The sequence below is a fragment of the Paenibacillus sp. Y280 genome (assembly GCF_056786335.1).
In genome coordinates this window covers 252924-266673 of sequence record NZ_JBXCIW010000001.1, presented here as the reverse complement: position 1 = coordinate 266673, position 13750 = coordinate 252924, and the positions used below count along the sequence as shown (strand labels likewise).

The following is a 13750-nucleotide window of genomic DNA, read 5'->3' as shown; positions in this document are numbered from 1 at the left end:
TGACAGTGTAGCGTATCGCGGCTTTAAAATTCAAGTAGTTGGGGGAGATTAATCAATGAACAATGAAGCATTGCAGCAATGGGTTGAGCAAATATCAACTGCGTTTTTTGGCCGTCCGTTTCTACATCAAGCAACATTCAACAGCCGTCTAAAGGCAACGGGAGGACGTTATTTTACGCGTTCGCACAACATAGAGATCAGTCCGCATCAGCTTTCCTCGTTTGGGCATGAGGAAACGGAGAAAATTATTAAGCATGAGCTATGTCATTATCATTTACATATAATGAAGCGGGGATACCGGCACCAGGATGCTGATTTCAAAAATTTGCTTGCCCATGTTGGCGGCTCACGCTATTGCCAGACCCTTCCGGAGCGCGCAGAGCGCAAGCAGCAGCCGTTTCGGTACAAGCTCATTTGCAGCAAATGCGGGATGGAATATTTGCGAAAGCGGAAGATTGATCCAGCCAAATATGCCTGCGGAAAATGCCGCGGAAAATTAAAGCTAATATGGATTGACAATCAAAATGCAACATGATATATTATTACTTGTCACTTTTACTTTTCCCTGATAGCTCAGTTGGTAGAGCACTCGACTGTTAATCGAGTTGTCACAGGTTCGAGTCCTGTTCGGGGAGCCAGATTTGGAGAGATACCCAAGTGGCTCAAGGGGACCCTCTGCTAAGGGGTTAGACTGCGTAAGTGGTGCGAGGGTTCGAATCCCTCTCTCTCCGCCACATTTTTTTCACAAGTGCTTGTAACGGGAAGACCGTTCATCCGGTCTTTTTTATTTGCCGCTTGAGGTTGCGACTTTGTGAGAAGCTTATTGATGTGACACATAAGGCCCGTTGGTCAAGTGGTTAAGACACCTCCCTTTCACGGAGGTAACAGGGGTTCGAGTCCCCTACGGGTCACCATTTATCCTCAAAGTGTACCAGCTCTAAGGAGCTCGATTCAATCACAGCGAGAGCCATTAGCTCAGTTGGTAGAGCACCTGACTTTTAATCAGGGTGTCGAAGGTTCGAGTCCTTCATGGCTCACCATTTTCTAGCATTGATAAGGAAATGTGAGTGAAGGATGATCGACTTATAAATGTGCGGTAGTGGTGGAACGGCAGACACGCTATCTTGAGGGGGTAGTGTCCCATGGACGTGCAGGTTCAAATCCTGTCTACCGCACCATAACTTACTCTTTGCCGATGTATATAGGTGAACTTAGAAGGTGTCATAAAGCACTTTTCTGATAGATGATGCCACTTTATATTCAGATCATAAAAATCTGACTAGAGAGTGGTTTTTTCGTTATAAGTTACTCGAACCGTCCAAACAGATGCATCATTAGAGATGAGGAGCTGTAAACATGAAAATAAACTTAAACTTTACGAACAAAGGACAAGCGGCGATTGGGAAATTTAATAACGAGGAATTGCTCGAGATTTTTGGGCGTTACAGCAACACCTTAATGAAAAAGTATTCCATTGAAGTGACTGTACCTGCGGAAGGCAATGAAGCGATTATCGAAAAAGGCACGCTTTCGGTTTATGTAGACAAAATCGAATGCGATGTTGACACGTTCTTTAAGGAATTAGGAAGAGATGTTAAGGTTCCTTTGAAGAAGAGACTTACGCCTGAAGACAAGTTGGACAACGTATTTAAAGCGGAAACCATTGAATAATGTAAGCAGTGCGCTGCTCTGAAAATTCTTCAAAAAATGCTTGTACTCCTGCTAATTAGCTGATATAATCATTTTTGTTGTCTCAGACAGCGATTGATTTCTGGCATCAAAACGGCCCGTTGGTCAAGTGGTTAAGACACCTCCCTTTCACGGAGGTAACAGGGGTTCGAGTCCCCTACGGGTCACCATTCTTCCTCAAAGTGTATCAGCTCCTGGAGCCTCTGCACAGTCACATTGAGAGCCATTAGCTCAGTTGGTAGAGCACCTGACTTTTAATCAGGGTGTCGAAGGTTCGAGTCCTTCATGGCTCACCATTCACTTAGCAAGCTGAAGGCGAATGAGAGCGAAGGAAACGACATTCAAACTTAAAATGTGCGGTAGTGGTGGAACGGCAGACACGCTATCTTGAGGGGGTAGTGTCCCATGGACGTGCAGGTTCAAATCCTGTCTACCGCATCATAACAAATACATTCGAAGTCCTTGCGAAAGCAAGGGCTTTTTTTATATTTACTGCGAGGAAAACCGCAAAGCATGGGCAGGAGCAGCAGCTTATTTTCCAAGGAACGAAGGCTCGTGTCTCCGCTCCATGGCAGGTTAAGGCGTCTACGGCGCTGGCTAATGGCTTTCTAGAGACGAACGCGCGGTTTGGGAGGCGGAGCTTCATCGCTGCTATGAGGCATTGCCAGAGGTGGCCTGCGAGGGGCATGCCGGTCAAATCGATAATATGCTCACGGCTATTGAGAGAGGCGCCCCATTGTATGCTTATAGTAACGCGGCTTGGCTATGGCCTGATCGTTACGCGCGTGTTGATGGGGACGAGTTTGGATAGGGCAAGGACGTCGTCGTTATACATGCGGATACAGCCAAGCGAGACGAGATGGCCGATAGATGAAGGATCATTTGTGCCATGAATGCCATAATGGGGCTTTGATAATCCCATCCAGAAGGCGCCGAACGGACCGCCTGGATTAGCTTGCTTGTTTATAATCGTATATTCGCCGATAGGCGTCTGCGTGACCATCCTGCCGATGCCAACAGGAAAGGACCTTGTAACGATGTTGTTATCGAGCAGATGCAGCTGGCGATCGGAAAGATCAACGATAATGCGATAATCGGGCATGGGGCTCCACTCCTTTTCTCATAGGTTATGTAGAGCAGTGGAGGTTTGCTTCAAGAGTTAATATTTGGAGTTACTTCGCACATTATTTGATGCTATGCTATATTTATATATAATAATTATAATTAACTTTAAATTTAGCCTTGGAGGCTTGAAAAGATGAGCTCAGAAAGAGAACCTCTTTACATACAAATTCAGAACTATTTTAAAGAACTCATCAGTACGAGGCAGCTGAAGGAAGATGACAAAATTCCGACGGAAAAAGAAATGATTGAGCAATTCAAAGTCAGCCGGATTACGGTGGCGAATGCGCTTAACGAGCTTGCGAGGGAAGGTTGGATTTATCGTATTCCCGGCCGCGGAACCTTCGTCAAAGGGGTGCCAGAGCAGGAAATAATGCCGGAGAAATCAGTTTCTGCGCCTGCCCTGGAGAGCTCGAATAACTTGGGACGATCTAAGATCGGTCTCATTTTTCCTTTTGTGGATGATTATTTCGCGATTCGTCTTATTCGGGGCATTACGGATGCTCTGGAGGATAGCGAATATTCACTGGTGATGATGTTTAGCTTTAACTCAAAGGAACGAGAGAAAGAAATTATCCGCGATTTGAAAAACAAGGTGGAAGGCTTGATCATCTTCCCGGTTGATGCAGAAATCTATAACGAGGAAATCATTGCGCTGAAAATGTCCGAATATCCATTTGTACTTATTGATCGCTATCTTCCCGGTGTAGAAACGAACGCCGTATACTCAGACAGTATGCTGGCGGCCAAACTAGCTGTAGATCATCTATGGAGCCTAGGTCATCGTGAAATCGCAATCTGTTCGGATTCGCCGGTGCCTACTGTGTCTGTTGATGATCGGATCAACGGCTACATGAACGCTTTAAGAGCGCGTGGGGCGATGATCAATCCGGCCATGCTCCTTACGGATTTTGACTCCGAAATGGACATGCTGGACCCGGAGCATCCATTGTTCCGTTATATCAAGAACCGTGTAGCTACTGCATTTATTGCCTTGAATGGAAACCTGGGCTTCAAAATTTGGTCGATCGCCAAACGAGCCGGCATAAAGGTGCCTGAAGAGTTATCTATCGTCACGTTCGATAATCCCAGCCCGATGATGGAGGATCTTAGCCTGTTTACCCATATCGACCAATCGGAAAGCGATATGGGTTTGAAGGCGGGAGAGCTGATTTTGCATATTTTGAAGGGCAAGCAGCTTTCGACGCAAAATATAAGGACGGTACTAGAGCCAAAGCTGGTTATCAAGCAAACAACCGCAGCAATTAACGAATCATTATCATTGTAATATTTCAAAATGGAATATTGGCAAAGCATATTGAACCTGACCGAGCTTGGTTAGGTTTTTTTGTGTTGCGGCGGTTTTTATGAGAAACATTAATATTGTCTATATTAAATATATCATTGTAAAAAACCAAAAACCGAATTATACTGAAAGCATTTACTAAATCTTAATATTTGCTGGAGGGGTTCATTATGTCAAAGAAACGTATGTCTGTTTTGCTTGGGCTGACGCTTGCTGCAACAATCGCAGCACAAGGCGCTTCTGCTTCTTCGGACCAGAAAGAAGCTGTTAAAAGCGGCAAATGGTTAACGGGTGAATATCATGTGCATACCTATCAATCCGATGACGCGCAGCATTCATTGACCTCCTTGCTGGATCAAGGGTTTGAGAATTACGGCCTCGATTGGATGGGGTTTGCGGATCATCTGCGAATGGAATCGAGAGATGACAACGGACAACCGCTGCCGAATGGATCCATCCCGTTCTCTCAAGGGATGCTGGAGTATCAGGTACCAAAGATCAAGCAGCTGCAAGAGGCAGGCAAATATGCTGGGAAAATCATATTCTCAGGCTTTGAGTGGGATATGCCGACCTATGAGCATGTTGGGATTGGTATTATTACGGACAAGCCAGGCTCCGAGCAGAGCTTGAAAGCGGCTAATCAGTTCGAGTATTTGTTCACGAACCGTGAAGAAAAGTATTTTGATCCGGCTGATGTAGCCGAATGGTCGTCAAAGGACAGCAGGGCTTTCTCTACGCGCGAGGATGCGCGTACCGCATTGAATTGGCTGGAAACCAATTATAAGAAGACCAGCTTTGCACTATTCAATCACCCATCGAGAAAAACGGTATATACGATAGCGGATTTCCGCGATTTCAACAATATCGCACCGACTGTTGCTTTCGGCTTTGAAGGCATGGTGGGCAATCAAATGGAGCCCGATCGCGGCGGCCTCAATTTAGCAACTCCGAAGAACCGGACTTACGGCGGTGCAGATTACATGCTGGCTCAAAAGGGCGGCGCTTGGGATGCGCTTCTGGGAGAAGGACGCCGGTTCTGGAATTTTGCCAATTCAGATTCACATTTCTTCATTAGCGACAATCGTCTGTATTCAAGCGGATACCGTCCGGGCGAATATTCGAAAAACTATACTTGGGTGAATGGCAGCGATTCACTTGCTGTGTTGAACGGCATGCGTTCGGGGAAAACGTTCTCCGTATTCGGCGATTTGATCAATGCCCTTGATTTCAACATAGCGAAGGGCAACAACAAGACTGAGATGGGCGGGGAGCTGAAAGTGAAAAAGAACGAACAGCTGACTGTGACTATTAAATTTAAAAGCCCGAAAAAAAATAACAATGGCGATGCCGTTAAAGTCGATCATGTGGATCTCATCTCGGGTGATGTGACAGGAAAAGCGAAGCCGGGAACAGATGCGTACAACAAGGAAACCAACGATTCAACCAAGGTGCTTAAGCGCTTTACAAGCAAGGAGTGGAAAACGACGAAAGACGGCTACAATGTCATTGCCTTTAAAGTAAAAGCTTCCGATAAAAATCAGTATTTCCGGCTTAGAGGCACTAATTTGGGTGTTAACGTGCCAGGGGAGACGCTAAACGGAGAGCCGTTGATGGATGAGAAGACGGATATCGAAGATAACGAAGCTCGGTTTATCGAAATCAACAAAAGAAACTACAAAGATCTGTGGTTCTACTCCAACCCGATTTTTGTAAGTGTGAAATAAGGATTTTAACATGGACAAACAAATAAAATAATGCTTGGAATAACGGAAACTGCAGCCGCGCGGCTGCAGTTTTTTTTATGTGCTATTATGATATAAAGCTATATTGACATATTTGCAATATTAAATATAATAAACATAGAACTACTAAAGAACGGAGGCAACTTAAATTGATTTCATCCTCGAAGCCGCAATTATTCGCTCCGACTCAAAAAGTCAGTTTTAAAACGAAGCTGCGCCAATTTCATAGACGCAAGAGAGATCCGATCGCCGCACTGCTTATTTTGGGACCGCTGGTTCTATGGTGGATTGTCATTGGCGGCGTTCCGACCCTGTTTGGCTTCTTGCTCGGCTTCTTCGACTGGGTTGGGCTTACGGCTAAGCCTGAGTTCATCGGACTCGGAAATTATGTTCAGTTTTTCTCTGATCCACTCTACTATGAATCTCTATTCCGGGCCGTATGGATGGGCTTACTGGGAACGGGCTTAACTATCTTGTTCGGATTTGGAGCTGCATTGCTGATGAACCTGCCTCTAAAGGGCAGAGGTATTTATCGGACCATTTGGTATGTACCTGTCGTAACTTCCACGGTGGCTACCACTCAGGTGTTCAACATTTTTCTTGATCCGAACAATGGAGTTATCAATAATGTGTTGATCAGTCTGGGGCTTCAGCCGATTTTGTGGGGCTACTCCACATTTTGGGGTGTGTTCTGGATTATTGTGTATACGGTGTGGAAAGGCATCGGAGGCACGGCGCTATTATGGCTGGCCGGGCTGCAGTCGATCGACAGGCAGCTATATGAAGCGGCGCAGATGGACGGCGCAAATGCTTGGAAGCGATTTCTACATGTGACGATGCCGGGCTTGAAGCCGATTACGACGTATGTGATGATAACCGGCTTTATCGGAGCCGTTCAAATTTATGAGCAAGTCATGTTCATTACAGGCGGCGGGCCTTTCGGCACGACGGAGGTGCTTGTTTTCCGGATTCTTAGGGACGCTTTCTGGGACTTTAACTTAGGGATGGCCGGAGCTTCATCCGTCGTGCTCGCTGGGGTTGTCTTCCTGTTCACGGTCATTTATTTCCGAATGATGACCGAGAACGAGAGAACGAGCCGCAAGGGGAGGAAACGAGTATGAGTCATATGATGTCGGCAAAACGGCGCAAGCCGCTTTATCTGCTAGGGCATGCTTCCTTGCTGCTTGGCGGTTTGGTTCTTCTGTATCCGATTCTGTTTATCGTACTGGTCGGCTTTATGACGAAGGAGGAATATGCATCGACCGTAATCGGTCTGTTCCCTTTCCCGCAGGAAATGACGTTTAAAAATTATGCGACGCTTGTGTTCGGCTCGGCAGACAGCAATGTACAAACCTATTTCGTCAACTCGCTCCTTCGAACCGGCTATAGCGTTGTTTGGGCATGTCTGACCTCATTGCTTGCTGGATATGTATTTGCAAGATTGAAATTTGCAGGACGAGAGACTCTTTTCCTTGCATTGCTGGCATCGCAAATGATTCCCGGCGTCGTGGGCTTGATTCCTACGTTTATTCAATACGCAAGATGGCCGTATGCAGGAGGGAACGATGTATTTTTCGGCGGACAAGGTATTTTGGATTCGTTCTGGGTATACGTAATCGGCGGTCCAGCCATCAACATTATGGGAACCTTTCTAATGAAGCAATCGCTCGAGAAGCTGCCGTATGAGCTGGAGGAGGCGGCTAGAGTGGACGGTGCTAGCTTGATCCGAATCATCTTTGGTCTAGTTCTGCCGCTGCAAAAGCCGATCTTGGCATTTATCGCGATTACAACGGCGATTGGGACATGGAATGACTGGTCGACGCCATTCTTCTTCACGAGCAGCGACAGTCTCCAGACACTGCCAGCTGCGATTACGAGGCTCAGCTCCATCGCCTCGAACCCGATGAGCATTCCTGATTATCCGCTCATCATTACGCTGGGCCTTGGCGTCACGCTGCCTGCCCTGCTCTTATTCTTTTTCTTTCAACGGTACATGGTGGAAGGACTAGCGAACAGTGGGCTGAAGGGCTGATAACTGATTTTTGATAGACTTACGACGGGGGTTGACTAACTTGATAAAAATACGCAGAACAAAAATAATGCTTATCTTGCTCGTTATTATCGCTGTTCTCGGAACGGCTGCATGCTCGTCTTCTAAGGGCAGCGGCAAGGAGTCGGCCGAGACCAATGGAGCTTCTGAGGCTGGCAATAATCCGCTTGTCGTACTAGCCGATGGAGCCATTAATCTGGGAACAGGCAGCGGAGATGAGGTTGTAGAACGCAGAAAGAAAGATATGTTGACTACAGAGTATGGAAATGACGGTAAATTTCAATATGAATGGACCTCATTAATTAATGAAGAGATGAAGAAGCAAGGCATCGCTCTCAAATATGAGGATTGGGGCTGGGCGGAGCCTTTGATCCAGAAGCAATCTACAGCTATCCTCTCCGATCAAGGACCGGATATTATGATCGGCGAGACGCAGTCGCCGGGGTTCGCGGCTCAAGGGGTATTCGAGCCTTTCCCGGAATGGCTTGAACAAGAAATTCGCGAAAACATCGTCGATGGCGCATGGAAGCCGATGGAGGTTGACGGCAAAATATACGGCGTTGCCGTGCAGCCGGGTGTCAGCAATTTGTATTGGAACAAGGAACTATTCCGGCAGGCCGGTCTCGACCCGGAGAAGCCTCCGGTTACTTGGACCGAGTGGACCCAGATGTCCAAAAAAATTGCCGAAGCGGGCAAAGGGAAGTTTTTTGCGGGAGGCGTCTACGCAGGTCCGAATTTCGGCGGCGTGCTGCGGTTCGGCTCCTTGTTAATGGTAAGCGGCGGCGGATTCGTCGACGAAGCGAATAATGCGGCTTTCAACCAGCCGAGCAATACAGCGGCATTCGAGCTCATCCGCGAGCTGGGCAAATACAACAACAAAGGCGCGTTGGTATCGAATGCGGAAGCTCCGTTCTGGGATGGATTCCAAAAAGGCCAGTTGGCTTTCGCGGTTGACGGACCTTGGCGGGCTCAAATTTGCAAGGATCTGGAGATGGATTGCGGGATTGCGCCGCTGCCGATTCCTGAGGGCGGCAAAGTAGGGAATTTGACGATAGGAGCAGCCTTCCTTTCGGTTCCGACCTATTCGAAAAACAAAGAAAATGCATTCAAGTATATTCAAGCGGCAATCAGCCCGGCATCGCAGGAAATCGTCAAGACGTTCAACATTCGTCCCGTTATACGCAAGGATATCGGAGAAAGCGACGGTTATCGGACGGAGCATCCAGAGCTCTTCCAGGTTTATCAGGGGTTGAAGGAAAACGTGCAAGGACTGCCGACCTTTGACAAAGCCAGCTCGAAAGTATGGCAAGCCTTTCAAGAAGCGATGGCTAAGACGTTCATGACGGAAGAGCCGATCGAGAAGCTGTTGAACGAAGCGCAAGAAAAAGCGGAGAAGCTGACACGCTAATACGAATAAGGGAGACTAGATCATATGAAACTTTTGGATTTTGTTAATCCACTGCAAGGTACCGCATCTGTCATGAAATTCTCGAATGGCAATACGCTGCCTCTCATTACACGTCCGTTCGGGATGGCAGCATGGAGTCCGCAAACGGATGAAGCGGGAGAAAGATGGTTTTTCCATCCTTCCCACCGGAGCCTGCAAGGCATCCGTCTAACTCATCAACCAAGCCCGTGGATGGCTGATTATGGACATTTGCTGCTAATGCCTCAATCAGGTCCGTTATATTTGTCACCATTTGATTGGGCGTCTTCTTTCAGGCCTGAGGAAACAATTATCGGACCTGACTATTACCGCGTTCGGCTGCTTCGCTATAGAGCGACGCTGGAGCTTGCACCAACCGTACGCTGCGCCGTCATTCGAATCCGCTTCGAGGAGCGGGACGGCGCTCGGTTTCTCGTATCGCCATTTGAAGGCGAGTCTGCCATTCAGATCGACTCGGCAGCCCGCCTTGTGACAGGCTTCACGAGAGCGAACAGCGAAAATCTCGTTCCGGAAAATTTTGCTGAGTATTTTGCTATTTCATTCGATTGCGACATTAATGAAGGGCAAAGCGGAACGTTCGATAAGGAATTTGCTTCAAGCGAATCAAGGGAAGCGAGCGGAAACCGTGTCGGCGCTTATGTCGGTCTGAAAGTTCCTGTAACAGGCTATGTGCAGGTTAAGGTCGCGACCTCCTTTATTAGTGTCGAGCAAGCTCTCCTAAATATGAAAAATGAGATCGGCGAACGCGGCTTTGATGAGGTTAGACTGGATGCAGCCGAACAGTGGGAGACCACCCTCGGCAAAATCCAAGTCGAGGACGAGGATGATGAAAAATTAAAAACGTTCTATACGAGCCTGTATCGCACCTCGTTGTTCCCGAGAGTTTGGTATGAGTATGACAATATGGGCAATCAAGTCCACTATAGCGCGTTTAGCGGCAATGTAGAATCAGGCCCGATGTATTCAGACAATGGCTTCTGGGATACGTTTCGAACGGAGTATCCGCTGCTTTCGATTCTCTCGCCAACGCTCGTAGGCGAAATGCTGCAGGCTTGGGTGAATGTGTATAAGGAAGGCGGCTGGATGCCGAAGTGGGTGTCGCCGGGGGAAAGAAGCTTAATGCCTGGCACGTTGATTGATGCGGTGTTTGCAGACGCTTATGTCAAAGGCGTTCGCGGCTTCGACATAGAGGCTGCTTATGAAGGCTTGAAGAAGCATGCAACCGTAGATTCCGGGAAAGAAGGCATTGGGCGCAAAGGTTTGGCCGATTATGTGAAATATGGATTTATGCCAAGCGATAAATACCACGAAAGCGTGAGCAACGCACTCGATTATTATTATGGCGATTTCTGTATCGCTCAGCTTGCTGACGGATTAGGAAAACACGAGGAAAGCCGGAAAATGCTCGAAAGGTCTAAAAATTATGCTCGGCTTTACGATCCGCAAACCGGCTTTATGCGCGGGCTAAAGGCAGACGGGAGCAGGGAAGACGAGTTCGATCCATATGCTTGGGGCGGCGATTACTGCGAAGGCGGCCCTTGGCAAACGAGCTGGGCGGTGCAGCATGATTTGCTGGGACTCGCTATGCTTATGGGCGGGAGAGAGAAGATGTATAACCGGCTGCTTGAGCTGTTTGCGACGCCGCCGCACTTCCGCATAGGTTCGTACTCCTTTGAGATCCACGAAATGTCGGAGATGGCCGCTGTTGATTTTGGACAATTCGCCATCAGCAACCAACCAAGCTTTCACATTCCTTACCTATTTACAGCCATCGGCTATCCGGCGGAAACGCAGTATTGGGTGAGAAAAACGATGGAGGAATTGTTCAGCTCGCATCCAGACGGCCTGCCTGGCGATGAAGACAACGGTAGCATGAGCGCTTGGTACATTTTTGGAGCGCTCGGCATCTATCCGTTATCTCCGGGAACGCCGGAATATGTATGGGGAAGTCCGTTATTCAAAAAAGCGGTGCTAACTTTGGAGAATAGTGTGCAGCTTACAATAGAATCGGAAAATAACAGCGCGGAAAATGTTTACGTTCATGCCATATACGTTAACGACGAGCTACAGGACGGTTTGTCGATTCCACATGAGACGCTTATGGGCGGCGGCACGATCCGCTTCGTGATGACGGACCGCCCTGTAATTAAGGAGTATGCGGAGGAACAGCTGCCATTCTCGCTCAGCAGCTGCATGAAGGAGAGTTTGCTGTGACCAAAACATGGAAGAGAGCATCGAGCATAATAGTTATGCTGCTGGCTGCCATCATCATTTTGTCGGGATGTCAGAAGACGGCGTCGGAATCGGAATCCATATTTCCTAAATTAAATATAGCCAAGCATCTTTATGTCATTAAAGGCGATGATCTTAAAGAAGAAGAGTGGGTGCTGGCTGAAACGCTGCAAGGAATCGTGGCGCAGGATCAAGTGGAGATTTATATCGACAACGGCAACGCTTATACCGTTTGGCTGGAAGATATGAAAGCAAACTATGGCATTACCTACGAGTATGTTCCGTCTGTCTGGGATCTCGTTGACAAATTCAAAGGCAAGCTGGCTGAAAATGGATTCGTCCAGTTCAAACGAAGCAACACTTCGACTGTTAATGCAGCCACCACTGTCAGCGGTGCGTTGAAGTATGCGGCAGTGGAAGAGTCTCTAGCGAATAAGGCCGTCCAGCATGGACTGGTCAAGAAGCTTGATGTGAGCGACAAGGACGAAATGTGGGCTTTAACCGAATATGGGGACAAGCTAAATAAAGATTTTATATTCAAACAGGAGTACAGCTTGGATTCACTGAGGGATTACGGTGCTGCGGTAAAAGGTTTCTTCATGTACGATGCCAGCCTCGCGGATATGAAAGAAGCGTTCAATTGGACGAATCCGAACAGCGCCATTATGGGGTGGCATTCGGATGAGCTCTCCGGCGTTGATACAGCATCTCGTCTGGGCAAAATGACGATCGCTTCGGACCATGCGCATAATCTCTCGGTATTCTCGGCGCTTCCGCGCGATCAAATGAAACAGAAACCGTCGAAGAAAAACGCGCGAGACGGCGACAAGGTCCACTACGTCACTTTCATTATGAGCGATGGGGACAACGTGCAATGGTATGCGAACGGTGCGCCGCTCGCCTCCAAGATGCAAGGCCATAAGGACAAGGGAAAGGTTCCATTTGGCTGGTCTATTGCACCTAGTTTAGCGGATCTTGCCCCAAACATAATGAAATACAGCTATGAGAAGGCAACGGAGAATGATCATTTTGTTGCTGCTGTGTCAGGCATTGGCTACATCAATCCGTCGCTCTATCCGGAAGAAACATTGAAAAAATTTGTGAAGGATACAAACGATTTCATGAAGAGAGCTGATTTGAAATATGTGTCGATTCTCGATAATGAAATCTCGCAAGATGTGATTGATCAATATGCCGCTCAGGACCAAATCGAAGGCGGATTCTACTTCATGGGCTACAAATATGGAGATGGAAAAGGCGCGATCTCTTGGTCAAACGGAAAGCCGTTTGTAGCTGCGCGGGAAACGCTGTGGGAGACGGAGCCGCAAGAGATGGCCGTTCGATTGAACAGCTACAAAAAGGATGCTAGCGTAATTGAAGGCTACACCATGGTTAATGTGCATCCTTGGTCTCACAACTATCAGGACGTTTTGGACATCGCGGCTAATCTCGGCCCAGACGTCGTTGTCGTAACGCCTGACGAGTTCATGGAGCTGATTAAGAAAAATGTAAAGCAGGAAAATGTGAGCGAGCTGAACGATGTGACCTCCTTTGATTATTCCGGGGTGAAGAAAAAGCTTGACGAGGGAATCATTGATTTGGACGAGGTCGCAAATATGACAGCAGATACGAAGTTTATATACACCTTCGACAAAGATTCGGAAGGCTGGGCAGCAGTCGATGCCGGCAAAGAATACGACAAGGCTGGCTGGTTCGAGCAAGACGGCAACGGATTTTTGCAGATGGACGGGTCAGACCTGGGCAAAATGGATTTGAAGCCGAATGGTTATTTCTACAAGAAGCTCTTATTGCCAAGCGGCAAGGTCACGATGAGCTTCGACATCAAGTCGAAAAGCGCCGAGCACGACGGAGATTTCCAAATTGAGATCATTCAGGAGGATAACTCGATTACGACCTTGGCCCCGTGGGAGACGATCAAATCAGGGGAGTGGACGGCTAAAACCGTTGACTTGAGCGCATTTGCCGGCAAGGCCGTAACGATTCTTCTGGAGCAGTCCGACAGCGGACAAGGAGACGGCGAGTATATTCATTTGGACAATGTGAAAATTACTGTAGAGTAATGATCAAACTATGCTAAGCCAAGGCCAGGCCCCCTTCTAAGCAAGGGGCTCTGGCTTTATGGCATGGCGACCTGGGAGAGT

General features: G+C 47.8%; 10 protein-coding genes and 8 tRNA genes. 17 read left to right on the top strand and 1 reads right to left on the bottom strand.

Translation table 11 applies throughout. The annotated features are described in order from the left end of the window. Positions 1–55 precede the first annotated feature (55 nt). From AC1TPC_RS01260 to AC1TPC_RS01215, 10 genes are all read left to right on the top strand, one after another. Positions 56–535 carry a SprT family protein gene (locus AC1TPC_RS01260; RefSeq protein ID WP_482065056.1) on the top strand — a complete coding sequence of 160 codons (480 nt, stop codon included), beginning with the start codon at positions 56–58 and terminating at the stop codon, positions 533–535. Between the two features lie 27 nt (positions 536–562). Beyond that, positions 563–638, top strand: a tRNA-Asn gene (locus tag AC1TPC_RS01255). A gap of 5 nt (positions 639–643) precedes the next feature. After that, positions 644–734, top strand: a tRNA-Ser gene (locus AC1TPC_RS01250). Between the two features lie 105 nt (positions 735–839). Next, positions 840–914, top strand: a tRNA-Glu gene (locus tag AC1TPC_RS01245). A gap of 50 nt (positions 915–964) precedes the next feature. Next, positions 965–1040: transfer RNA gene (locus AC1TPC_RS01240), tRNA-Lys, on the top strand. A 53-nt stretch (positions 1041–1093) separates the two neighbouring features. Continuing rightward, positions 1094–1178: transfer RNA gene (locus AC1TPC_RS01235), tRNA-Leu, on the top strand. Between the two features lie 178 nt (positions 1179–1356). Then, positions 1357–1671, top strand: a complete 315-nt coding sequence (locus tag AC1TPC_RS01230) for a hypothetical protein (protein ID WP_482065055.1) — start codon at positions 1357–1359, stop codon at positions 1669–1671. 113 nt (positions 1672–1784) lie between these two features. After that, a tRNA-Glu gene (locus AC1TPC_RS01225) sits at positions 1785–1859 on the top strand. 50 nt (positions 1860–1909) lie between these two features. Beyond that, a tRNA-Lys gene (locus AC1TPC_RS01220) sits at positions 1910–1985 on the top strand. A 60-nt stretch (positions 1986–2045) separates the two neighbouring features. After that, positions 2046–2127, top strand: a tRNA-Leu gene (locus tag AC1TPC_RS01215). Between the two features lie 325 nt (positions 2128–2452). Here AC1TPC_RS01215 and AC1TPC_RS01210 read toward each other — a convergent pair. Then, positions 2453–2791, bottom strand: coding sequence for a L,D-transpeptidase (locus tag AC1TPC_RS01210; protein WP_482065054.1), 339 nt, complete (start codon positions 2789–2791; stop codon positions 2453–2455). A 156-nt stretch (positions 2792–2947) separates the two neighbouring features. Here AC1TPC_RS01210 and AC1TPC_RS01205 point away from each other — a divergent pair, with 156 nt between their 5' ends. From AC1TPC_RS01205 to AC1TPC_RS01175, 7 genes are all read left to right on the top strand, one after another. Next, entirely contained in the window at positions 2948–4099 is a 1152-nt protein-coding gene (locus AC1TPC_RS01205; protein ID WP_482065053.1) for a GntR family transcriptional regulator, read from the top strand. Positions 4100–4287: 188 nt separating this feature from the next. Next, positions 4288–5841: an S-layer protein gene (locus tag AC1TPC_RS01200; RefSeq protein ID WP_482065052.1), complete on the top strand. Its 1554-nt coding sequence runs from the start codon at positions 4288–4290 to the stop codon at positions 5839–5841. Positions 5842–6008: 167 nt separating this feature from the next. Next, entirely contained in the window at positions 6009–6980 is a 972-nt protein-coding gene (locus tag AC1TPC_RS01195; protein WP_482065051.1) for a carbohydrate ABC transporter permease, read from the top strand. Continuing rightward, entirely contained in the window at positions 6977–7891 is a 915-nt protein-coding gene (locus AC1TPC_RS01190) for a carbohydrate ABC transporter permease (protein WP_482065050.1), read from the top strand. The genes AC1TPC_RS01195 and AC1TPC_RS01190 overlap by 4 nt, the downstream gene beginning before the upstream one ends. A gap of 40 nt (positions 7892–7931) precedes the next feature. Beyond that, the gene (locus AC1TPC_RS01185) at positions 7932–9317 is read left to right on the top strand and encodes an extracellular solute-binding protein (protein ID WP_482065049.1); all 1386 of its coding nucleotides are present in this window, start codon (positions 7932–7934) and stop codon (positions 9315–9317) included. Between the two features lie 24 nt (positions 9318–9341). Next, a complete protein-coding gene (locus AC1TPC_RS01180; protein WP_482065048.1) occupies positions 9342–11570 on the top strand; it encodes a GH92 family glycosyl hydrolase in 2229 nt (742 codons plus the stop codon). Then, positions 11567–13669, top strand: coding sequence for a GxGYxYP domain-containing protein (locus tag AC1TPC_RS01175; RefSeq protein WP_482065047.1), 2103 nt, complete (start codon positions 11567–11569; stop codon positions 13667–13669). Before AC1TPC_RS01180 ends, AC1TPC_RS01175 begins: the two co-directional genes overlap by 4 nt. The last annotated feature ends 81 nt before the right edge of the window (positions 13670–13750 follow it).

Excerpts from the sequence above, each read along its gene's own strand:
- AC1TPC_RS01205 (WP_482065053.1), top strand. The coding sequence starts at position 2,948 with ATGAGCTCAGAAAGAGAACCTCTTTACATACAAATTCAGAACTATTTT.
- AC1TPC_RS01210 (WP_482065054.1), bottom strand. The coding sequence starts at position 2,791 with ATGCCCGATTATCGCATTATCGTTGATCTTTCCGATCGCCAGCTGCAT.
- AC1TPC_RS01190 (WP_482065050.1), top strand. The coding sequence starts at position 6,977 with ATGAGTCATATGATGTCGGCAAAACGGCGCAAGCCGCTTTATCTGCTA.
- AC1TPC_RS01230 (WP_482065055.1), top strand. The coding sequence starts at position 1,357 with ATGAAAATAAACTTAAACTTTACGAACAAAGGACAAGCGGCGATTGGG.
- AC1TPC_RS01200 (WP_482065052.1), top strand. The coding sequence starts at position 4,288 with ATGTCAAAGAAACGTATGTCTGTTTTGCTTGGGCTGACGCTTGCTGCA.
- AC1TPC_RS01260 (WP_482065056.1), top strand. The coding sequence starts at position 56 with ATGAACAATGAAGCATTGCAGCAATGGGTTGAGCAAATATCAACTGCG.
- AC1TPC_RS01180 (WP_482065048.1), top strand. The coding sequence starts at position 9,342 with ATGAAACTTTTGGATTTTGTTAATCCACTGCAAGGTACCGCATCTGTC.